Source organism: Nocardioides campestrisoli (assembly GCF_013624435.2).
Classification (GTDB): domain Bacteria; phylum Actinomycetota; class Actinomycetes; order Propionibacteriales; family Nocardioidaceae; genus Nocardioides; species Nocardioides campestrisoli.
Map to the genome: position 1 here is coordinate 1,583,252 of NZ_CP061768.1, position 21,629 is coordinate 1,604,880.

The window sequence follows — 21,629 nt, forward strand, 5'->3', positions numbered from 1 at the left end:
GCGCTCAGCAGGCGTGGGCCATCAGCTCGGCGAACAGCTCCTGCTCGTCGATCGCCAGCCCGCGTGAGCCGAACCACCGGCACACGTTCGCGCAGTCGCGCATCAGGTAGTCGACGCCCCGGGGGTTGCCGAACAGGTCGACCACCTGCGGGAGGTCGATCACCACCAGTCGCTCCCCGGCCGCGAGGATGTTGTACGCCGACAGGTCGCCGTGCACCATCCCGGCGGCGACCATGGTGGCGAGCGCGTCGCGCAGCTGCGCGGCGTAGTGCTCGAGCAGGTCGGGCGCCGGACGGGTCTGCGCCAGCCGGGGTGCGCTGGCGCCGTCATGGCTGATCCACTCCATCAGCAGCTCCGTGCCGTCGATCTGCACGGGGTAGGGGACCGGCAGCCCGAGCTGCCAGCACCGGGTCAGCGCCGACCACTCCGAGACTGCCCACTCGCCGGCCGCGACCGTCCGGCCCCAGGTGGACCGGCGGGCGAGCGCCCGCTGGTCCCGGGAGCGCTTCACCGACCGCCCCTCCGTGTAGTCGGCGGCTCGGTGGAAGGTGCGGTGCTCGGGGCTGCGGTAGCGCTTGGCCGCCATCACCACTCCGCCCGCGGGGTCGTGGGGGTCGGCACGTTCGAGCAGGAAGACGTCCGCCTCCTTGCCGGTCTTGAGGATGCCCAGCTCGGTGTCCACGGCACCGGCGGAGGTGACGAGCCAGTCCGGACGGGGCTCGGGGCCGCGGCACAGGGGCTCGACGCTGCCCCACGTGCTCCAGCGGGAGCCGGCGTCCGGCTCGGCGTACGGGCGGTAGGAGAAGACGAACGAGGGGTCGATCCGGCGTCCGGACGGGTCAGTCGCAGGCTCGCGGGGGTCGAGGGTCATGGGTGCTCCGGGGGAGTGAGATCGGCGCGGTGTCTGCGGTCAGGTGGGAAGCAGTCGTCGTCATGGCTGACCTCCTCCTCTCGCAGACCCGGACCACCCGGGCAAGGTCCCTGGGGACGTGGCCATCATCGAACGGCGGGCCAGGCGCCGGCAACCGATTTTCGCGGTACCTTGCGAGCATGATCCGTGGACCGCGTCCTGGCCGTCTCCGCATGCTGACGGCGGCCACCCTGCTGACCCTGGTGGGGACGACGGTCCCCTCGGCGCTCCTGGCACCGAGCGGCGCCGCGGCGCCGGAGCCGGGCGCGCCCGGGGTGGGCGATCCCTACTTCCCGCTCGACGGCAACGGGTCGATCGACGTCCAGCACTACCGGATCAAGGTCGCCTACGACTTCGAGGCCGCACGCCTGCGCGGGAGCACCACCCTGACCCTGGTGCCCACCGCCGAGCTCTCCCGGTTCAACCTCGACCTCCTGCTCCCGGCCAGCAAGGTGACCGTGGACGGTGTCGAGGCCGGGCACCGGCGCTCCGGCGGCGGGCACGAGCTGGTGGTGCGGCCGAAGCAGGCGCTCGCCGCGGGCGTCCCGGTCGAGGTCGAGGTGCGGTACGCGGGGCATCCCGGCCGGAAGAGGTACGCGGGGGAGTCCAACTGGCTGGCGGACCGCCATGAGGTGGTCACGATGAACCAGCCGCACATGGCCCCCTGGTGGTTCCCGGCGAACGACCACCCCTCCGACAAGGCGACGTACGACGTCAGCGTGACGGTGCCCCGCGGCCACCAGGTGATCTCCAACGGCACCCGGGTCGGCTCGAGGACGAAGAACGACACCAGGACCGTCCGCTGGGCGTCGGAGAGGCCGATGGCCTCCTACCTGGCCTTCTTCGCCGCGGGACGGTTCCAGGTCGAGTCCGGCACCTCCGAGGGCCTGCCCTGGACGGCGGCGGTCTCGCGCCGGCTGATGCCGCACGAGCAGCGCGCCTCGATGCGGATGCTGCGGCGGTCCCCGCGGATCGTCCGGGCCCTGGAGCAGGACCTGGGGGCCTACCCGTTCTCAAGCACCGGGGGCCTGGTGACCTCCCTCGACGTCGACTTCGCGCTGGAGAACCAGACCCGCCCGACCTACCCGGTGCTGGGACGCAGCGACACCTGGCTGCTGGTGCACGAGCTGGCCCACCAGTGGTTCGGCGACTCGGTCGCCGTCTCCCGGTGGCGCGACATCTGGCTCAACGAAGGGGCGGCCTCCTTCATGGAGCAGCGATTCCTGGAGCGCCAGGGCGGCTCGGCCCAGCAGTGGCTGACCGAGCTGCACGGATCGCTGGGCGCCGGCCAGCAGTTCTGGAAGCTGCAGATCGCCGACCCCGGTCGACGCAACATCTTCGACTCCGCGATCTACACCCGGGGGGCGATGGCCTTCCAGGCGTTGCGGACCCGGATCGGCGAGGACGCGTTCTGGACGCTGCTGCGCACCTGGCTCGGGTCCCGCGCGGACGGCAACGGCACGTCGGAGGAGTTCGAGGCCCTGGCCTCCCAGGTCAGCGGGCAGGACCTCACCGCCTTCTTCCAGGCCTGGCTGCGCGAGCCGACCCGACCGGCCGCGACGCCCGAGAACGGACTGCGCTGATGGGGTGGGCCGAGGAGCACGAGCAGTCGATCGCGGATCCGGACGCCTACTGGGGCGAGCGGGCCGGCCTGGTCGACTGGTTCGCCAAGCCCCGTCAGGTCCTGGACCGCTCGGGCGACCCGTTCTACCGCTGGTTCCCCGACGCCACCCTCAACACCTGCTACAACGCGCTGGACCGGCACGTGGTGCACGGGGCCGCGGACCGCCTGGCCCTGGTGCACGACTCCCCGGTCACCGGGACGAAGCGCTCCTACACCTACGCCGAGCTGCTGACCGAGGTGGCGGCCTTCGGCGGGGTGCTGCGGCACCTGGGGGTACGGCAGGGCGACCGGGTGGTGATCTACATGCCGATGATCCCCGAGGCCGTGGTCGCGATGCTCGCCTGCGCCCGGATCGGGGCGGTCCACTCGGTCGTCTTCGGCGGGTTCGCGCCGCACGAGCTGGCGGTGAGGATCGACGACGCGACGCCCAGCGTCGTGGTCACCGCCAGCTGCGGGATCGAGCCCAGCCGGACCATCGCCTACCAGCCCCTGGTGGAGCGCGCCCTGGAGCTGGCCGAGCACGCGCCGTCCGCGGTGGTGGTCAAGCAGCGCCCCCAGCTGAGCGCCGAGCTGGTCGAGGGCCGTGACGTCGACTGGGACGTGGCGATGCGCGCGGGCCGCACCGAACCGGCCGAGTGCGTGCCGGTGGCAGCCACCGACCCGCTCTACATCCTCTACACCTCGGGGACCACCGGACGTCCCAAGGGCATCGTGCGCGACACCGGCGGGCACGCGGTGGCGATGGCGTGGTCCCTGCCGCACGTCTTCGGCGCCGGCGAGGGGGACGTGTGGTGGGCGGCCTCCGACGTGGGCTGGGTCGTCGGCCACTCCTACATCGTCTACGCGCCGCTGATCAACGGCGCCACCACCGTGCTCTACGAGGGCAAGCCGGTGGGCACCCCGGACGCCGGGGCGTTCTGGCGCGTGGTGGCCGAGCACCGGGTCAAGGCGCTCCTGACCGCGCCCACCGCGATCCGGGCGATCAAGAAGGAGGACCCCGACGGCAGGCTGCTGGCCGAGCACGACCTGTCCAGCCTCGAGGTGCTCTTCCTGGCCGGTGAGCGCCTCGACCCGGAGACCTGGCGCTGGGCCACGGAGAAGCTCGGGGTCCCGGTGGTCGACAACTGGTGGCAGACCGAGACGGGATGGCCGATCGCGGCGAACCTGCGCGGGCTGGAGCCGATGGCGATCAAGCCGGGCTCGCCGTCGGTCCCGGTCCCGGGGTTCGACGTGCAGGTGCTCGGCCCCGACGGCCAGCAGGTGCCCGCCGGCACCGAGGGCGCGATCTGCCTGCGCCTGCCGCTGCCCCCGGGAACGCTGACGACGCTGTGGCACGACGACGAGCGCTACGTCTCCTCCTACCTCTCCGCGTACGAGGGCTACTACCTCTCCGGGGACGGGGGACACCTGGACGAGGACGGCTACCTCTACGTGATGGGTCGCACCGACGACGTGATCAACGTCGCCGGGCACCGGCTCTCCACGGGCGCGATGGAGGAGGTGATCGCTCGCCACCCCGCGGTCGCGGAGTGCGCGGTGATCGGCGTCGCCGACGACCTGAAGGGCCAACTGCCCTGCGGGTTCGTGGTGCTCAAGGCCGGGGTCGACACGGCGCCCGAGCAGATCCGCGGCGAGCTGGTCGCGGCGGTGCGCGGGGAGATCGGCGCGGTCGCCGCCTTCAAGGAGGTCACCGTGGTCGACGCGCTGCCCAAGACGCGCAGCGGCAAGATCCTGCGGCGCACCATGCGGGAGATCGCCGACGGCCACGAAGGCCCGGTCCCCTCCACGATCGAGGACGAGGCCGTGCTGGAGACCCTGCGGCCGGTGCTGCGGCGCGACTGACGGCTGCGAGACTGTGCGGGTGAAGCAGCGCGACATCGTCATCCTCGGCAGCACCGGCTCCATCGGCACCCAGGCCCTCGACCTGGTGCGAGCCAACCCCGACCGGTTCCGGGTCGTGGGGATGACCGCCGGCGGCAGCCAGCCCGAGCTCTTCGAGCAGCAGGTCGCGGAGATCCGGCCCGCCTTCTCCGGCACGGGGGAGGAGGCCTCGGTCGAGGCCGCCGGCATGGAGTGCGACGTGGTGCTCAACGGCATCACCGGTGCGGTGGGACTCCGGCCGACGCTGGCCGCGCTCGAGGCCGGTCGCACGCTGGCGCTGGCCAACAAGGAGTCGCTGATCATCGGTGGTCCGCTGGTGCGAGAGCTGGCCCGCCCCGGGCAGATCGTGCCGGTCGACTCCGAGCACAGCGCGATCGCCCAGAGCCTGCGCTCCGGCACGGCGGCGGAGGTACGCCGCCTGGTGCTGACCGCCTCCGGCGGCCCGTTCCGGGGTCGCACCCGGGCCGAGCTCGCGGCGGTGACGCCGCAGCAGGCGCTGGCCCACCCCAACTTCGCCATGGGCAAGGTGATCACCACCAACTCCGCCACCCTGGTCAACAAGGGCCTGGAGGTGATCGAGGCGCACCTGCTCTTCGACGTCCCGTACGAGCGGATCGACGTGGTGGTCCATCCCCAGCAGATGATCCACTCGATGGTGGAGTTCGTCGACGGCGCGGTGGTCGCCCAGCTCGGCCTGCCGACCATGCTGGTGCCGATCGCGCTCGGCCTGGGCTGGCCGGACCGGGTGCCGGACGCGGAGACGCCGATCGACTGGAGCCGGGGTGCGGACTGGCGCTTCGAGCCCGTCGACGAGGAGGTCTTCCCCGCCATCGCCCTGGCCCGCACGGCCGGGATCGCCGGCGGCACCGCCCCGGCGGTCTACAACGCCGCCAACGAGGAGTGCGTGGAGGCCTTCCACCAGGGGCGGCTCGGCTTCGCGCAGATCGTGGAGACGATCGCGGGCGTGCTTGGTCGCCACGGCGTACCCTCGAAGGAGCACTTGACCGTGGACGACGTCCTCGCCGCTGACACCTGGGCGCGCGAGGAGGCCCGCCGCCTGATCCAAGGGGACCCGACCTCGCCATGACCGCGCTGCTCTACCTGCTGGGCGTCGTCCTGTTCGTCCTGGCCATCCTGGTCTCGATCGGCCTGCACGAGCTCGGCCACATGATCCCGGCCAAGGCGTTCGGCGCCAAGGTCACCCAGTACTTCATCGGCTTCGGCCCGACCGTGTGGAGCAAGCGGGTCGGCGAGACCGAGTACGGGGTGAAGGCGATCCCGCTCGGCGGCTACGTGAAGATCGTCGGGATGCTCCCGCCGGGCGCCGAGGAGCTCGCGGAGCCGGCCGGCTTCGACGAGCAGGGCCAGCCGGTCTTCCGGGTCCGCCAGTCCAACACCGGCATGTTCACCCAGCTGATCTCCGACGCGCGGACCGCGGAGTGGGAGCTGGTCCAGCCGGGTGACGAGGACCGGCTCTTCTACCGGCTCCCGCCGTGGAAGAAGATCGTGGTGATGGCCGGCGGCCCCACGGTGAACATCGCCATCGCGCTCGCCATCTTCCTCCCGCTCTTCGCCACCTACGGCAACCCCAACGACCCGCGGATCGTGCCGGAGGTCGCCGAGGTCTCGGCCTGCGTCGTGCCGGCCGCCGAGGACCAGCGGGTGTGCCGCGAGGACGACCCGGTGGCCCCGGCGTACGCCGCGGGGCTCGAGCCGGGGGACGAGTTCGTCTCCTTCAACGGCGTCCCGGTCACCGACTGGGAGGTGCTGCAGGAGCAGATCCGCAGGAACGACGACGGCCGGGCCGAGATCGTGATCCGGCGCGACGGGGTGGAGCAGACCGTGGTGACCAACACCATGGTGACGGCCCGACCGACCTCGACCGACGACGAGACCCTCACCGAGGTGGGCTTCCTGGGCGTGACCCCGGTGGCCGAGCTGACCACGGGGGGCCTGGGCTACACCGTGGGCCAGATGGGTGAGATGACCGTCAACACCCTCAGTGCCATGGTCGAGCTGCCGCAGAAGGTCTTCGGGGTGGCCAAGGCGATCGTCGGGCTCGAGGAGCGCGACCGGGAGGGGCCGGTCTCCATCGTCGGCGGCGGCCGGCTGGCCGGTGAGGCGGTCTCCTACGAGCTCACGCCCTCGACCGACAAGGTCGCGTTCATGCTGATGCTGATCGCGGGCTTCAACTTCTTCATCGGCATGTTCAACTTCGTCCCGCTGCTGCCGCTGGACGGCGGCCACATCGCCGGTGCCGCGTACGAGTGGGTGCGCCGGGGGGTCGCCCGGGTGCGCCGGCTCCCGGACCCCGGGCACGTCGACGTCGCGCGGCTCCTGCCGGTCGCGTACGTCGTCGGCATGGCGCTGCTGGTGATGGGCGTGGTGCTGATCGTCGGCGACCTGGTCGTGCCGGTCAGCCTGCGCGGGTGACGTGACGGCCGCTTCCGACGGCGCAGTAACCTAGCGACCATGACTGCCATCGGCTTGGGCATGCCCGCGCTCCCCCCTCCGGTCCTCGCCCCGCGTCGCCAGACGCGGCAGATCCAGGTCGGCTCCGTCGGAGTGGGCAGCGAGCACCCGATCTCGGTGCAGTCGATGACCACGACGCTGACCTCCGACGTCAACAGCACGCTGCAGCAGATCGCCGAGCTGACCGCGGCCGGGTGCGACATCGTCCGGGTCGCCTGTCCCAGCCAGGACGACGCCGACGCGCTGCCGCAGATCGCCCAGCACTCGCAGATCCCGGTGATCGCAGACATCCACTTCCAGCCGAAGTACGTCTACGCCGCGATCGACGCCGGGTGCGCCGCCGTCCGGGTCAACCCGGGCAACATCCGGCAGTTCGACGACCAGGTCAAGGAGATCGCCCGGGCCGCCAAGGACCGCGGCACCTCGATCCGGATCGGGGTCAACGCGGGCTCCCTGGACAAGCGTCTGCTGGAGAAGTACGGGAAGGCCACGCCGGAGGCGCTGGTGGAGTCCGCGGTGTGGGAGGCGAGCCTCTTCGAGGAGCACGACTTCCACGACTTCAAGATCTCGGTCAAGCACAACGACCCGGTGGTGATGGTCCGCGCCTACGAGCTGCTCGCCGAGGCCGGCGACTGGCCGCTGCACCTCGGGGTCACCGAGGCCGGCCCCGCCTTCCAGGGGACCATCAAGTCCGCGACCGCCTTCGGCGCCCTGCTCAGCCGCGGCATCGGCGACACGATCCGGGTCTCCCTCTCCGCGCCGCCGGTGGAGGAGGTCAAGGTCGGGCTGCAGATCCTGCAGTCGCTCAACCTCCGCGAGCGCAAGCTGGAGATCGTCTCCTGCCCCAGCTGCGGCCGGGCCCAGGTGGACGTCTACACGCTGGCCGAGCAGGTCACCGCCGGCCTCGACGGCCTGGAGGTGCCGCTGCGCGTCGCCGTGATGGGCTGCGTCGTCAACGGGCCCGGCGAGGCCCGCGAGGCGGACCTCGGCGTCGCCTCGGGCAACGGCAAGGGCCAGATCTTCGTCAAGGGCGAGGTGATCAAGACGGTGCCGGAGTCGAAGATCGTGGAGACGCTGATCGAGGAGGCCATGCGGATCGCCGAGGGCATGGAGCCCGTCGAGGGCGCCGAGGCCTCGGTCTCCGTCTCCTGAGACGTACCCGCCGCGCGGCCCGCTCGTCGGTGCCGGTCGCGCCGAGTAGGGTCGCGGGCGTGAGCAGCGACGAGATCCGGGTGCTCGGCGTGCTGGACCTCCACGAGTTCCTCCAGCTGACCGCCCGGGACCCGGTTCCCAACGTCTTCGTCGAGCACCGCGCCCGGACGACCCGGCTCGACCCCCGGTGGCTCGGGGGAGAGGTCTGGGGACGTTTCGTCGCCGACGAGATGGTGGCGGCCTGCCACGTGGGCGCCAACCTGGTCCCCGTCCAGTGCGACCCGGAGTCGGCCCTCGCCTTCGGCGCCCGTGCGGCCCGGCTGGGCCGGCGCTCCAGCACGGTCGTCGGCCCCGACGAGGCGGTGGCCTGCCTGTGGGAGGGCATCGACGGTGCCTGGGGCACGCCCCGCGAGGAGCGCTGGGGACAGCCGCACCTCGAGACCGACCGGCCGCCGGCGATCGAGCCCGACCCGCAGGTGCGGGTGACCACGCCCGACGACCTCGGGGTGCTCTACCCGGCGTGCGTCGCCATGTACACCGAGGAGGTGGGGGTCTCGCCCGAGGCCACCGGCGGCACGGACCTCTACCGCGCCCGGGTCCAGCAGCTGATCTCCCGGGGCTGGTCGTTCGCCCGGATCGAGGACGGACGCGTGGTGTTCAAGGCCGAGGTGGCGTGCGCGACCCCGTCGGCCGCCCAGGTGCAGGGTGTCTACGTCCCCGAGGACCTGCGCGGGCAGGGTCTCGCCACCCGGGGCATGGCGGCCGTCATCGAGCACGTGCGCCGCGACATCGCCCCGGTGGTCTCGCTCTACCTCAACGACTGGAACCACGCGGCACGCACGGCGTACGAACGGGCGGGCTTCGTGGAGTCCGGCCGGTTCGCCACGATCATGTTCTGACCCATGTTCTGCCCCATGTTCTGACCTGCGTGTCCGGAGCCGCTGCGCTGAGCGGGCGGTTGCCGCGGTGCGGCGTCCGGCGGCGCGCCAGTAGCCTGCTCCCATGATCATGCGCATGTCCCAGCTCTTCGTCCGTACCCTGCGCGACGACCCCGCCGACGCGGAGGTGCCCAGCCACAAGCTGTTGGTGCGCGCCGGCTACATCCGACGGGTCGCCCCCGGCGTCTACAGCTGGCTGCCGCTGGGCCTGAAGGTGCTGCGGCGCATCGAGGACATCATCCGCGAGGAGATGGACGCCATCGGCGGCCAGGAGGTGCTCTTCCCCGCGCTGCTGCCCAAGGAGCCCTACGAGGCGACGAACCGGTGGACCGAGTACGGCGACAACCTCTTCCGGATCAAGGACCGCAAGGGCGGTGACTACCTGCTCGGGCCGACCCACGAGGAGATGTTCACCCTCCTGGTCAAGGACCTGTACTCCTCCTACAAGGACCTGCCGCTCACGCTCTACCAGATCCAGACGAAGTACCGCGACGAGGCGCGGCCGCGCGCCGGCGTGCTGCGCGGGCGCGAGTTCGTGATGAAGGACTCCTACTCCTTCGACATCGACGACGCCGGGCTGGACGCCTCGTACGCGCGGCACCGGGAGGCCTACATCCGGATCTTCGACCGGCTCGGCTTCGAGTACGTGATCGTCCGGGCGACCTCGGGGGCCATGGGCGGGTCGCGCTCGGAGGAGTTCCTGGCGCGAGCCGAGGTGGGCGAGGACACCTACGTGCGCTGCACGCACTGCGACTACGCCGCCAACGTCGAGGCCGTCGCGGTCCGCCCGCCGGCGCCGCTGGCCTACGACGACGTGCCCGCCGCCCACGCGGAGGAGACCCCGGCGACGCCGACCATCGCGACCCTGGTGGACCACCTCAACGAGAGGTTCCCGCGCGAGGACCGTCCGTGGTCGGCCGGGGACACCCTCAAGAACGTGCTGGTCGTGCTCAAGCACCCCGACGGCACCCGCGAGCCCCTGGCCATCGGCCTGCCCGGTGACCGCGAGGTCGACCAGAAGCGCCTCGAGGGGCAGCTGGAGCCGATCGAGGTCGAGGCGATGGACGAGGACGAGCTGCGCAAGCACCCCGCCCTGGTCAAGGGCTACATCGGCCCGTCGGTCCTGGGGGAGGAGTCCGCCTCCGGGATCCGCTACCTGGTCGACCCCCGCGTGGTCGAGGGAACCCGCTGGGTGACCGGTGCGAACGTCGAGGGCCAGCACGTGATCGACCTGGTCGCCGGGCGGGACTTCACCCCCGACGGGACGATCGAGGCCGCCGACGTCCGGGACGGGGACGAGTGCCCCAGCTGCGCCGAGGGGACCCTGGAGGCCGCCCGCGGCATCGAGATGGGCCACATCTTCCAGCTCGGCCGCAAGTACGCCGAGGCGCTGGACCTCAAGGTGCTCGACGAGAACGGCAAGCTCGTCACCGTGACGATGGGCTCCTACGGCATCGGGCCCTCGCGGGCGGTGGCGGCGATCGCGGAGAACACCCTCGACGAGTCCGGTCTGATCTGGCCCCGGGAGGTCTCGCCGGCCGACGTGCACGTGGTCGCCGCCGGCAAGGACCCGGCCCTGTTCGCTGCCGCGGAGCAGCTCAGCGCGGACCTGGCTGCCCAGGGTCTGGACGTGCTCTACGACGACCGGGCGGGCAAGGTCAGCCCCGGGGTGAAGTTCAAGGACGCCGAGCTGATCGGCGTGCCCACGATCGTCACCGTCGGTCGCGGTCTGGCCGACGGCAACATCGAGGTGAAGGACCGGGCCACGGGTGAGCGGACCGAGGTGCCCGTCGGCTCTGCGGTCGACCACATCGTCGGCCTGGTGCGCGGCTGAGCGGAGACCGGGTTGCGCGTTCTCGCAGTGCAAGAACCTGCAACAAAACTACGTTGGTGCAACAGGCCGCCGTGTTGCAGACTTCTGTCAGTGGTACTGATCCTCGACCCAGGTTCTGACCCACGACCGGGCTGTTGCTGACCAGCCCAACCGGCCCGCGGACTCGCCGTGCTGGGGAAGATCTCGGGACTTCCCCAGCACGGCGAGGCCGCGGGCCTTGGTCATTTCCCGTGGCATGTTCCCGTGTCATCCCCGAGTGCGGCGCGCCGGCCGCGCCGGGCTCAGAGCTCCGGAGCTCCCGGGAAGGACTCGGGGCGACCGCCCCAGAAGGCGGTGGCGGTCGAGGAGTCGACCAGGGCGTCGATCGCCCACCCGCGCAGACGCCCTCGACTTCTCACGACCAGGGCGGAGTACGCCTGCGCGCAGCGCTGCTCGACCAGCAGGCCGGCGGCCCGTGCCCCCTCCCGGTCCCCGAGAGGGGGAAGCTCGTAGGCGGCCGCGGCGTCGACCGGCGCGGCGCCGCGTGCGCGCAGTGACTCGCTCACGCTGTCGCGCCGCTGCCGGTGGACCGCGTGCCGGGAAGCGGCCTCGGCGGCCGAGCCCGGGTCCGCCTCGGACGTCGTCCGGGCGCCGATCGCCGCCCACAGGTGGACGGCGGCGTGCTCCGCGGCCAGGACGGTCTGCAGTGCCTCGACCGTGCCCGTCGGGCCACCGCCGGACGCCGCCCTCATGGCGACACCGTCCGTGCGTCGCCCTGGGGCAGGGTGGCCAGGTGGGTGCTCACGCCGGCGCCCGCCGCGGCCAGGACCCGGGCCAGGGTGCCGGAGGAGGCGGTGCGAGCAGCGCTCAGGAGCACGGCCGCGTGCTCCGCCTCGGCCTGTCGCACCCGGGCCCAGGCCCGGTCGAGCGCGGCCGGCACCCGCCCCGCGTCGGCGTCCGCACCGGGTGTGGTCGCGGGCGACGTGGGCTCGGGCGACGTGGGCTCGGGGGATGCCGCAGCGGGGGACCGGTCCACCAGGTCCTGGAGCACGGCCGCGTGGTCGGCGTGGGCCTGGCGCAGCCCGTCCAGGGTCGGCCCCAGCGCGGGGTGGGCAACCACGGTCGCCTCGCCCAGGGCCGCCACCTCGCCGACGTCGGCGACGATCCGCACCAGCAGCGGACCGTCAGGATCGGTGTCCAGGGACGAGGTGTCGCCGGAGGGTTCGCGACGACCGACGACCTCGGACAGGTCGCAGCCGGTGAGCAGGGCCGAGCCGCCCAGGCCACCCAGGGTCAGGGTGCCCAGCAGCAGGATCCGGCGGGACGGTGCGGCCCCGTGCTCGGGTCCGGGGGAGGAGGACGGCGCGGACACGCTGGGAGCGTAGTCGACCCGCTCCCCGGCGGGCCCGCCTCCCGGTAGGGACCCGTCCTGCCCCGCCCGGAGGCCGCGCGCCCCACGACTGACGCCTCGGAGCCGCGGACGGTTATGGTGGGCGGACCACAACAGCACACAGGAGGTCGGTGAGTGAGCAACACCCGAAGTGATGCCACCCGCGCCCGCATCGAGGCGGAGCTGACGGACCCCCTGGCCGCGCTGGGCCTCGACGTCGAGGCGGTCGAGCTCTCGCCCGCCGGCAAGCGTCGGGTCCTGCGGGTCGCGGTGGACAAGGACGGCGGCGTCACGCTCGACGACGTGGCCGACGCGACCCGTGAGGTCTCCCGGGTCCTGGACGACTCCGACGTGATGGGGGAGACGCCGTACCTGCTGGAGGTCACCTCTCGCGGTGTGGACCGTCCGCTCACGCTGCCCCGGCACTGGCGCCGCAACGTCACCCGCCTGGTCCGGATCACCCCCGTCGAGGGCGAGCAGGTCACCGGACGCGTGCGCAGCAGCGACGAGGACGGCGTGGACGTCGAGATCGACGGCGAGGTCCGTCGGTTCGGGTACGCCGAGGTGGCCAAGGCACTGGTGCAGGTCGAGTTCAACCGCAAGAACGAGGACGAGGACGACTGATGGACATCGATCTCAGCATCCTGAGGATGCTCGAACGCGAGAAGGAGATCTCCTTCGACGTGCTCGTCGAGGCGATCGAGCAGGCGCTGCTGACGGCGTACCACAAGACCCCGGGCGCCCAGGAGCGTGCGCGGGTCACCCTGGACCGCAAGACCGGGCACGTCGCGGTGCTGGCGGCCGAGCTGGACGCCGAGGGCAACCTCGTCGCCGAGTTCGACGACACCCCGGACGGCTTCGGCCGGATCGCCGCGACGACCGCGAAGCAGATCATGCTGCAGCGGCTCCGCGACGCGGAGGACGACCTGCGCTTCGGGGAGTTCGCCGGCAAGGAGGGCGACATCGTCTCGGGCGTGATCCAGCAGGGTCACAACCCCGACGACGTGATGGTCGACCTGGGCAAGCTGGAGGCGCTCCTCCCGGTCAGCGAGCGGGTGCCGGGCGAGTCCTACACGCACGGGACCCGGATCAAGTGCCTGGTGGTCTCGGTCCGCAAGGGCATGCGTGGTCCGCAGATCACCCTGTCCCGCACCCACCCCACCCTGGTCAAGAAGCTCTTCGCCCTGGAGGTCCCCGAGATCGCCGACGGCACGGTGCAGATCGCCGGGCTGGCGCGCGAGGCCGGCCACCGCACCAAGATCGCGGTCTTCACCAAGGTGCCCGGGGTCAACGCCAAGGGCGCCTGCATCGGACCGATGGGTCAGCGCGTGCGCAACGTGATGGCCGAGCTGCACGGCGAGAAGATCGACATCGTCGACTGGTCCGAGGATCCCGCCGAGCTGGTGGCGCACGCGCTCTCGCCCGCCCGGGTCTCCTCGGTGGAGATCCTCGACGCGGCGACCCGTTCGTGCCGCGTGGTCGTGCCGGACTTCCAGCTCTCGCTGGCGATCGGCAAGGAGGGGCAGAACGCCCGTCTGGCCGCGCGCCTGACCGGGTGGCGCATCGACATCCGCTCCGACGAAGAGGGCACCGACCAGGAGCGGGTCGGCTGAGGCCCAGCACGTCGTTTCGGAGTTCGCTGGCCCGACACGCTAGACTCACCCCAGTGGTTCGTACGTCGATTCCCCATGCCTCCGGTCCGGTTCGGACCTGTGTGGGGTGTCGGCAGCGGACCGCGAAGAGCGAGTTGTTGCGTGTGGTGGCCGGCAAGGGCGCCGACGGTCGAGCGGCCGTCGTCCCCGATCCGTCCGCCACGGCACCAGGTCGTGGGGCGCACCTGCACCCCACGTCGGAGTGTCTCCAGCTCGCGGTGCGCAGGAGAGCGTTCCCCCGGGCCCTCAGGGTCAGGGAGGGGCTCGACCACGCACCGTTGGAGGAACACCTCCTCGCTCGTCCCACTGTGATCGACCGACCAGAAACTGGAGCAGGCAGCTCATGAGCACTCGATGAGTACTTTCCGATGAGCCAGCACCACAACTAACGGTCCGGTAGACCCCTCAGGGGCTCGGGCCAGAAGGAGCAACGTTCTAACGTGGCCAAGACCCGAGTCCACGAACTCGCCAAGGAGTTCGGAGTCGAGAGCAAGTTCGTTCTCGAGAAGCTCAAGGAGATGGGGGAGTTCGTCAAGTCGGCATCGTCGACGGTCGAGCCCCCGGTCGAGATGCGCTTCAAGAAGCAGTTCGGCGACCAGCTGAAGGCTGCTGGCGCTGCTGCCCCGGCGGCCGAGAGCCCGGCCGCCCCCACGCCGTCCGCGAAGCCCGGTCCGGCCAGGAAGCCCGCCCCCGCGCCGGCTCCCGCCGAGTCCGCCCCGGCCGCTCCGGCGGCCCCGGTCGAGTCCGCTCCCGCGGCCCCGGCAGAGCCTGCGGCACCGCAGGCGCCCGCCGCGGCGAAGGCCGACGCGCCCAGCGCCCCCCGTCCCGGCCCGAAGCCCGGCCCGAAGGCCAAGCCGGCCCCGGAGCCGGCTCCGGCCGCCCCCGAGGCCCCGGCCGCTCCCGCGGCTGCAGCCTCGCCCAAGCCCGCGACGCCGTCCAAGCCGTCGGCCAAGCCGTCGGCTCCGGCCCCGCGCCCGGTCGGGCGTCCCGGCAGCCCGCGTCCGGGCAACAACCCGTTCGCGCCCAGCCAGGGCATGGGCCGGCGTCCTGCCGCGCCCGCTCCCGGCGCGGCTCCGGCAGCCGGCGACGACAACCGTCCGCCGCGTCCGCCGGCCGCTCGTGAGGGTGGCGCTCCGGCGGGCCGGCCGGGGATGCCCCGTCCGAACCCGGCGATGATGCCCAAGTCCCCGTCCTCCTTCGGGCGAGGCCCTGCGGGCGGTCCCGGCCGTCCCGGTGGGCCCGGCGCGGGTCGCCCCGGCGGCCCGGGTCGCGGTGCTCCCGGTCGTCCCGGTGCCGGTGCTGGTGCCGGCGCGGGTGCTCCCGGTCGCCCCGGTGGCTTCGGCCCCTCGGGCGGTGGCCGCCCCGGTGGCGGCCGTCCCGGTCAGCGCGGTCAGACCCAGGGTGCCTTCGGTCGCCCCGGCGGTCCGTCGCGTCGTGGCCGCAAGTCGAAGCGCGCTCGTCGCCAGGAGTTCGAGGCGATGCAGGCTCCCACCATCGGGGGCGTGCGGGTCCGCAAGGGCGACGGCGAGACGGTCCGGCTGCCCCGCGGGGCGTCCCTGACGGACTTCGCGGAGCGGATCAACGTCGACGCCGCCGCGCTGGTGCAGATGCTCTTCTCGCTCGGCGAGATGGTCACGGCCACCCAGTCGGTGGGCGACGAGACCCTGCAGCTGCTCGGCGAGGAGCTCAACTACAACGTCGAGGTCGTCTCTCCCGAGGACGAGGACCGCGAGCTGCTGGAGTCCTTCGACCTGGAGTTCGGCTCCGACGAGGGCGACGAGTCCGACCTGGTGGTCCGTCCGCCGGTCGTGACCGTCATGGGTCACGTCGACCACGGAAAGACCAAGCTGCTCGACGCGCTGCGCAACGCCAACGTGGGCGCCAAGGAGGCCGGCGGGATCACCCAGCACATCGGTGCGTACCAGGTGCACACCGACGTGGACGGCCAGGAACGACGGATCACCTTCATCGACACCCCGGGTCACGAGGCCTTCACGGCCATGCGTGCCCGTGGTGCCCAGGCGACCGACATCGCGATCCTGGTGGTCGCGGCCGACGACGGCGTGATGCCGCAGACGGTCGAGGCGCTCAACCACGCCAAGGCGGCGCACGTGCCGATCGTGGTCGCGGTCAACAAGATCGACAAGCCGGACGCCGACCCGACCAAGGTCCGTGGCCAGCTGACCGAGTACGGCCTGATCCCCGAGGAGTACGGCGGCGACACCATGTTCGTCGACGTCTCGGCCAAGTCCGAGCTCAACCTGGACAAGCTGCTCGAGGCGGTCGTGCTCACCGCGGACGCCTCGCTCGACCTGCGGGCCAACCCGAGGCAGGACGCTCAGGGCCTCGTGGTCGAGGCGCACCTGGACCGCGGTCGCGGCCCGGTCGCCACGATCCTGGTCCAGCGCGGCACGCTGCGGGTCGGCGACTCGATCGTCGCCGGTCCGGCGCACGGCCGGGTCCGGGCCATGCTCGACGAGTTCGGCGACGAGATCACCGAGGCCGACCCGTCGCGTCCGGCCATGGTGCTGGGTCTCAGCGCCGTGCCGGGTGCGGGTCAGAACTTCATCGTGGTCGAGGACGACCGGATGGCCCGCCAGATCGCCGAGAAGCGCGAGGCCCGCGAGCGGGCCGCGATGCAGGCCAAGCGCCGGGTCCGCCGCACCCTCGAGGACTTCATGGCCTCCATGGAGAAGGGCGAGAGCCAGGAGCTCAACCTCATCCTCAAGGGCGACGTGTCCGGCTCGGTCGAGGCGCTCGAGGACTCGCTGGCCCAGATCGACGTCGGCGACGAGGTCACCCTGCGGGTCATCGACCGCGGTGTCGGTGCGATCACCGAGACCAACGTCGACCTGGCCGCTGCCTCCGACGCCATCATCATCGGCTTCAACGTCAAGCCCCAGGGCAAGGCGGCGCAGATGGCCGAGAAGGAAGGTGTCGAGATTCGCTACTACTCGGTCATCTACCAGGCGATCGAGGAGATCGAGGCGGCGCTCAAGGGCATGCTCAAGCCGGAGTACGAAGAGGCCACCCTCGGTCAGGCGGAGATCCGCGAGATCTTCCGCTCGTCCAAGGCCGGCAACATCGCGGGCTGCATGGTCACGTCGGGCACCGTCCGGCGCAACGCCAAGGTTCGTGTGCTCCGCGACGGCAAGGTCGTGGCGGACAACCTGGACCTCGCCTCGCTCAAGCGCGAGAAGGACGACGCCTCGGAGGTCCGCGAGGGCTTCGAGTGTGGTCTGGTGCTGAAGAACTTCCAGGACATCAAGATCGGCGACATCGTGGAGTCCTTCGAGATGCGCGAGATCCCGCGCGCCTGATACACCCCCCGTTCGGGTCGGCGCCAGTGCAGTGCATGCTGGCGCCGACTCGACATTTTGACGAAGGTAGGAACATGGCAAACCCACGGGTGCGCAAGATCGCCGACCGGATCCACGTGATCGTGGCGGAGATGCTGGAGCGCAAGATCAAGGACCCGCGGCTCGGGTTCGTGACCGTCACCGACGTCCGGGTCTCCGGCGACAGCCAGCACGCGTCGGTCTTCTGGACCGCGCTGGGCGAGGAGACCGAGGTCGAGAGCTCGGCGGCCGCGCTCGAGTCGGCCAAGGGCCTGATCCGGTCCGAGGTCGGCAAGCAGCTGGGGATGCGACTGGTCCCCACCCTGGAGTTCATCCGGGACGCCCTGCCGGAGACGGCCAGGCACCTGGACGAGGTCCTCGCGCAGGCCCGGGCGAGCGACGAGGCGGTGGCCGCACAGCGTGCGGGCGCGACGTACGCCTCCGACGAGGACCCCTACCGCAAGCCGCGTCCGGACGACGAGGAGCCCGACGCGGACGACGACGAGTGAGCGACTCCGCTCCTTCGGCCCCTGCGGCGGCGACCGGACCCGGTCCGGTCGCCCCGCACGGGCTGGTCGTGGTCGACAAGCCCGGCGGTCTGACCTCGCACGGCGTGGTGGCCCGGGTACGGCGCCTGGCGGGGACCCGCAAGGTCGGTCACGCCGGGACGCTGGACCCGATGGCCACCGGCGTGCTGGTGCTCGGCGTGGGCAGGGCGACCCGCCTCCTGGGGCACCTGATGCTGACCGAGAAGGCCTACGACGCCACGATCCTGCTGGGGCGCTCGACCACCACCGACGACGCCGAGGGCGAGGTGGTCGCCGACCACGACGTCTCGGGGGTCACCGAGGAGGCGGTGCGTCGCGAGCTCGCCCGCTTCGTCGGCGAGATCGACCAGGTGCCGACGGCGGTCTCCGCGATCAAGGTCGACGGCCGCCGTGCCTACGAGCGCGTGCGGGCGGGTGAGGACGTCGTGCTGAAGTCGCGCCGGGTGACCGTGCACGAGCTCGACGTCGTCGAGGTGGCGCTGCCGCAGGTGCGGATCAGGATGCGCTGCTCGAGCGGCACCTACGTACGGGCGATCGCACGGGACCTCGGGCAGGCGCTGGGCGTGGGCGGGCACCTGACGGCGCTGCGGCGCACGGCCGTCGGTCCCTTCGACCTCGCGCAGGCTCGCACGCTCGAAGAGCTCGAGGCCGAGACGACGCTGGTGCCGATCGCGCAGGCCGCCCGCGCGTCCTTCCCCGCGGTCGACCTGACCGAGTCCCAGGCGCAGGAGGTCCGCTACGGCCGCGCCCTCGACCTGGAGCTGCCGGCCGAGGGCGAGCACGCGCTCTTCGCTCCCGACGGCGAGTTCCTGGCCCTCTACGCGGGGACCGGTGGGCGGGCACGACCCGTCGCCGTCTTCGTCGGCTGAGCCACGCCGTAGCATGCGACCCGTGCAGATCTGGCGTTCGGTCGAAGAGGTCCCAGCAGACCTGGGACCCACCGTGGTGACCATCGGCAACTTCGACGGGGTGCATCGCGGGCACCAGCACGTCCTGCAGCGGGCCCGGGCCGCCGCCGAGCGGCTGGGCGTCGAGCAGGTCGTGGCGGTCACGTTCGACCCCCACCCGATGGCGGTGCTCCGCCCCGAGCACGCCCCGCCCACGCTCACCTCGATCCCCAGCCGCGCGGACCTCCTGGCGCAGTCCAGGGTGGACGGGCTGCTGGTGGTCCCCTTCGACCGCGAGGTCGCGGGCTGGAGCCCGGAGACCTTCGTCGAGCGGATCATCGTGGACGCGCTGGGAGCCCGGGCCGTGGTGGTCGGCGCCAACTTCCGCTTCGGGCACAAGGCGGCGGGCGACGTCGCACTGTTGGCCGAGGAAGGTCGACGCCACGGTTTCGAGACCGAGGGGGTGGCCCTGGACGGCGGCCCTCAGGTGTGGAGCTCCACCTACGTGCGGCACTGCCTCGCGACCGGCGACGTGGCCGGCGCGGCCGAGGCGCTGGGCCGGCTGCACACCGTGCGCGGCACCGTCGTCCGCGGCGATCAGCGTGGTCGTGAGCTGGGCTTCCCGACCGCGAACGTGCCGACCCGCGCCGAGGAGGCCGCCCCCGCCGACGGGGTGTACGCCGGTTGGCTCACCCGGCAGGACACCGGCGAGCGGTTCCCGGCGGCGATCTCGGTCGGCACGAACCCCACGTTCGCCGGCGAGCGCGCCCGGCGGGTGGAGTCCTACGTGCTGGACCGTGACGACCTGGAGCTCTACGGCGTCGAGGTCGAGGTGGCGTTCGTCGAGCGGCTCCGGGGGATGGTCGCCTTCGAGGGGATCGAGGCCCTGATCGCGACGATGCACGACGACGTACGCCGGGCCCACGAGGTCCTGGGCGTCTGACCCTCCGGGCCTCAGGCGTCGAGGTCCTGCTCGACCAGCGAGGCGATCTTGTCGACGGCCGACTGGTCGTCCCCGGCCACCTCGACGGTGTCGCCGAGCTTCGCCCCCAGGGTCATCAGCATCAGGGACGAGCTGGAGTCGACGCCGTTGATCGTGACGGCCGAGCCGAGGTCCTCGGCTGCCGCGGCGATGATGGCGGCAGGACGGGCGTGCAGGCCGACGGAGGAACCGACGGCTACGGACTTGCTGGGCATGGCGCTCCTCGAGGTGGTGGGCGGATGTGCGGGGGAGGTCCCGGCGGTGGTGAGCTCCTCGTCAGGGCAGGCCTTCGAGCGCGGTCACCCGGACGAGGTCCGGCCGCACCTGGTCGGGCGCCGGGATCGTGGTGCCGGGCAGACCGGCCGCGGCGCTGCCGTACGCGACCGCGAGCGCCAGCCGCTCGGGCTCGCCCAGGCCGCGCACCTCGCCCAGGACGTAGCCGAAGAGACTGGAGTCGCCTGCCCCCACGGTGCTGACGACGGTGGTGGGCGGCGGCACGGCGTGCCAGGCGCCCGCGGGGGTCACCAGCACCGCTCCGTTGGCGCCCAGGGTGACCAGGACGGCTGCGACGCCCTGCTTGACCAGCGTCGCGGCGAGCGCGGCCGCCTCGCACGGATCCGACTCGATCAGGTCGCCGTCGCCGCCGGTGAGGGAGGCGAGCTCGTGTCCGTTCGGCTTCATCAGGTCCGGTGCCGAGTCGGGCAGCGCGGCGACCAGGGCCGCGAGCGGCTCGTCGCTGGTGTCGACCGCGACCTTCGTCCCGGACCCGCGCAGCCGGGCGACCAGATCGGCGTAGAAGCCGGCCGGCGCACCGGTGGGCAGAGACCCGGCGAGCACCGTCCAGGCGCTCGAGCCGGCCCGGACCAGGACCGCGTCAGCCATCGCCGCCAGGTGCTCGGGCCCCACGGTGGCGCCGGGGGAGTTGAGCTTGGTGGTGGTGCCGTCGGGCTCGGTGACGGCGATGTTCATCCGGATCGGACCCGCCGGCCGCACCGGACGACAGTCGATCCCCGCGGAGAGCAGCTCGATCACGAACGGGTCGTCACGCTCGGCCGGGACCACCGCGATGCTGGGGATCAGGGCGCTGATGGAGGCGCGGGAGATGTTCACGCCCTTCCCGCCGCCCTGGTCGATGATGGACTCGACGCGCTGCACCTGACCGCGAGCCAGCTCGCCCGCGAGCGTGACCGTGCGGTCCACGCTCGGGTTGGGGGTCAGGGTCAGGATCACGCCACCACGACCTCGACGCCTGCTGCCTCGATCTCGTCGCGTGCGGTCCGGGAGATGTCGGCGTCGGTGACCAGGACGTCGAGCTGGTCGAGCCTGGCGAACCGGATGGTGGACTCCACCCCGATCTTGCTGGAGTCGGCGAGCAGCACGCTGCGGCGCCCGGCCGCGACGATGGCGCGCTTGGTGGCCGCCTCGTCCCGGTCCGGGGTGGTCAGGCCGTGCTCGGGGGTCAGGCCGTTGGTGGCGAGGAAGACCACGTCGGCGCGCAGGTCCTCGAGCGCCGCCACGGTCGCGGTGCCGACCGCCGCCTGGGTGGTCGGCCGGACGTGGCCGGGCAGCAGGTGCAGGTCGATCTGCGGCATGCCGGCGAGTCGTGCCGCGATCGGCACGGCGTGGGTGACGACGTGGAGCTGGTGCTCGCGCGGCAGCACGGCGGCGAAGCGCCCGGTGGTGGAGCCGGCATCCAGCACGATGGTGGAGCCGGGCGGGGGGAGCAGGGAGAGCGCGGCAGCGCCGATCGCCTCCTTGGCCGCGGTGTTGGCCAGGTCGCGCTCGCCCAGGCCGGACTCGATGACCGCCAACGAGCTCGACGGCACCGCCCCGCCGTGCACGCGACGTACCAGCCCCATCCGCTCCAGGGCCGAGAGGTCGCGGCGTACCGTCTCGGTGGTGACGGAGAACTTGTCAGCCAGCTGGACGACCGAGAGCCGTCCCTCCTGGGTGATCAGCTGGGCCATCGCCTGCTGGCGTTCCTCGGCGTACATGCAGCTCCTTGCTCGTGGCACGCAGTAGATCTGCGTATCTGTTGGTTT

Annotated in this window: 20 protein-coding genes; 14 read left to right on the forward strand and 6 right to left on the reverse strand. The window is 72.2% G+C overall.

From position 1 onward, the window contains the following. Positions 1 to 4: 4 nt before the first annotated feature. Entirely contained in the window at positions 5 to 871 is an 867-nt protein-coding gene (locus H8838_RS07605) for a serine protein kinase RIO (protein ID WP_185994967.1), read from the reverse strand. 179 nt (positions 872 to 1,050) lie between these two features. Here H8838_RS07605 and H8838_RS07610 point away from each other — a divergent pair, with 179 nt between their 5' ends. From H8838_RS07610 to H8838_RS07640, 7 genes are all read left to right on the forward strand, one after another. Next, a complete protein-coding gene (locus H8838_RS07610; protein WP_185994966.1) occupies positions 1,051 to 2,493 on the forward strand; it encodes a M1 family metallopeptidase in 1,443 nt (480 codons plus the stop codon). Further along, positions 2,493 to 4,376, forward strand: a complete 1,884-nt coding sequence (locus H8838_RS07615; RefSeq protein WP_181310538.1) for a propionyl-CoA synthetase — start codon at positions 2,493 to 2,495, stop codon at positions 4,374 to 4,376. Before H8838_RS07610 ends, H8838_RS07615 begins: the two co-directional genes overlap by 1 nt. Before the next feature lie 19 nt (positions 4,377 to 4,395). Beyond that, a complete protein-coding gene (gene dxr, locus H8838_RS07620; protein ID WP_224766451.1) occupies positions 4,396 to 5,502 on the forward strand; it encodes a 1-deoxy-D-xylulose-5-phosphate reductoisomerase in 1,107 nt (368 codons plus the stop codon). Next, entirely contained in the window at positions 5,499 to 6,848 is a 1,350-nt protein-coding gene (locus H8838_RS07625; protein WP_185994965.1) for a M50 family metallopeptidase, read from the forward strand. The genes dxr and H8838_RS07625 overlap by 4 nt, the downstream gene beginning before the upstream one ends. A 39-nt stretch (positions 6,849 to 6,887) precedes the next feature. Further along, entirely contained in the window at positions 6,888 to 8,039 is a 1,152-nt protein-coding gene (gene ispG / locus H8838_RS07630; RefSeq protein WP_181310540.1) for a flavodoxin-dependent (E)-4-hydroxy-3-methylbut-2-enyl-diphosphate synthase, read from the forward strand. 59 nt (positions 8,040 to 8,098) lie between these two features. After that, positions 8,099 to 8,938, forward strand: a complete 840-nt coding sequence (locus H8838_RS07635; RefSeq protein ID WP_181310541.1) for a GNAT family N-acetyltransferase — start codon at positions 8,099 to 8,101, stop codon at positions 8,936 to 8,938. A 103-nt stretch (positions 8,939 to 9,041) separates the two neighbouring features. Beyond that, the gene (locus tag H8838_RS07640) at positions 9,042 to 10,811 is read left to right on the forward strand and encodes a proline--tRNA ligase (RefSeq protein ID WP_181310542.1); all 1,770 of its coding nucleotides are present in this window, start codon (positions 9,042 to 9,044) and stop codon (positions 10,809 to 10,811) included. Positions 10,812 to 11,092: 281 nt separating this feature from the next. Here the strand turns inward: H8838_RS07640 and H8838_RS07645 are convergent, their stop codons facing one another. Together H8838_RS07645 and H8838_RS07650 are read right to left on the reverse strand one after the other, a co-directional pair. Continuing rightward, complete coding sequence (locus H8838_RS07645) at positions 11,093 to 11,542, reverse strand: DUF4439 domain-containing protein (protein ID WP_181310543.1); 450 nt, start codon at positions 11,540 to 11,542, stop codon at positions 11,093 to 11,095. Next, positions 11,539 to 12,162, reverse strand: a complete 624-nt coding sequence (locus H8838_RS07650; RefSeq protein ID WP_185994964.1) for a hypothetical protein — start codon at positions 12,160 to 12,162, stop codon at positions 11,539 to 11,541. Before H8838_RS07650 ends, H8838_RS07645 begins: the two co-directional genes overlap by 4 nt. 153 nt (positions 12,163 to 12,315) lie before the next feature. Here H8838_RS07650 and rimP point away from each other — a divergent pair, with 153 nt between their 5' ends. The 7 genes from rimP (at position 12,316) to H8838_RS07685 (ending at position 19,548) form a co-directional block, all read left to right on the forward strand. Beyond that, positions 12,316 to 12,804, forward strand: coding sequence for a ribosome maturation factor RimP (gene rimP / locus H8838_RS07655; protein ID WP_181310545.1), 489 nt, complete (start codon positions 12,316 to 12,318; stop codon positions 12,802 to 12,804). Further along, positions 12,804 to 13,793 carry a transcription termination factor NusA gene (gene nusA / locus H8838_RS07660; RefSeq protein WP_181310546.1) on the forward strand — a complete coding sequence of 330 codons (990 nt, stop codon included), beginning with the start codon at positions 12,804 to 12,806 and terminating at the stop codon, positions 13,791 to 13,793. The genes rimP and nusA overlap by 1 nt, the downstream gene beginning before the upstream one ends. A 101-nt stretch (positions 13,794 to 13,894) precedes the next feature. After that, entirely contained in the window at positions 13,895 to 14,179 is a 285-nt protein-coding gene (locus H8838_RS07665) for a YlxR family protein (RefSeq protein ID WP_224766516.1), read from the forward strand. 93 nt (positions 14,180 to 14,272) lie between these two features. After that, positions 14,273 to 17,152 carry a translation initiation factor IF-2 gene (gene infB / locus H8838_RS07670; protein WP_181310547.1) on the forward strand — a complete coding sequence of 960 codons (2,880 nt, stop codon included), beginning with the start codon at positions 14,273 to 14,275 and terminating at the stop codon, positions 17,150 to 17,152. Positions 17,153 to 17,226: 74 nt separating this feature from the next. Next, the gene (gene rbfA / locus H8838_RS07675; protein WP_181310548.1) at positions 17,227 to 17,679 is read left to right on the forward strand and encodes a 30S ribosome-binding factor RbfA; all 453 of its coding nucleotides are present in this window, start codon (positions 17,227 to 17,229) and stop codon (positions 17,677 to 17,679) included. Continuing rightward, positions 17,676 to 18,587, forward strand: a complete 912-nt coding sequence (truB, locus tag H8838_RS07680) for a tRNA pseudouridine(55) synthase TruB (RefSeq protein ID WP_185994963.1) — start codon at positions 17,676 to 17,678, stop codon at positions 18,585 to 18,587. The genes rbfA and truB overlap by 4 nt, the downstream gene beginning before the upstream one ends. A 22-nt stretch (positions 18,588 to 18,609) precedes the next feature. Further along, a complete protein-coding gene (locus H8838_RS07685; protein ID WP_185994962.1) occupies positions 18,610 to 19,548 on the forward strand; it encodes a bifunctional riboflavin kinase/FAD synthetase in 939 nt (312 codons plus the stop codon). A gap of 11 nt (positions 19,549 to 19,559) precedes the next feature. Here the strand turns inward: H8838_RS07685 and H8838_RS07690 are convergent, their stop codons facing one another. The 3 genes from H8838_RS07690 to H8838_RS07700 all read right to left on the reverse strand — a co-directional run bounded on the left by H8838_RS07690 (position 19,560) and on the right by H8838_RS07700 (position 21,581). Next, positions 19,560 to 19,802: an HPr family phosphocarrier protein gene (locus H8838_RS07690; RefSeq protein ID WP_181310551.1), complete on the reverse strand. Its 243-nt coding sequence runs from the start codon at positions 19,800 to 19,802 to the stop codon at positions 19,560 to 19,562. 61 nt (positions 19,803 to 19,863) lie between these two features. Beyond that, a complete protein-coding gene (locus tag H8838_RS07695; protein WP_185994961.1) occupies positions 19,864 to 20,817 on the reverse strand; it encodes a 1-phosphofructokinase family hexose kinase in 954 nt (317 codons plus the stop codon). Then, the gene (locus H8838_RS07700; protein WP_185994960.1) at positions 20,814 to 21,581 is read right to left on the reverse strand and encodes a DeoR/GlpR family DNA-binding transcription regulator; all 768 of its coding nucleotides are present in this window, start codon (positions 21,579 to 21,581) and stop codon (positions 20,814 to 20,816) included. The genes H8838_RS07695 and H8838_RS07700 overlap by 4 nt, the downstream gene beginning before the upstream one ends. Positions 21,582 to 21,629: the final 48 nt, after the last annotated feature.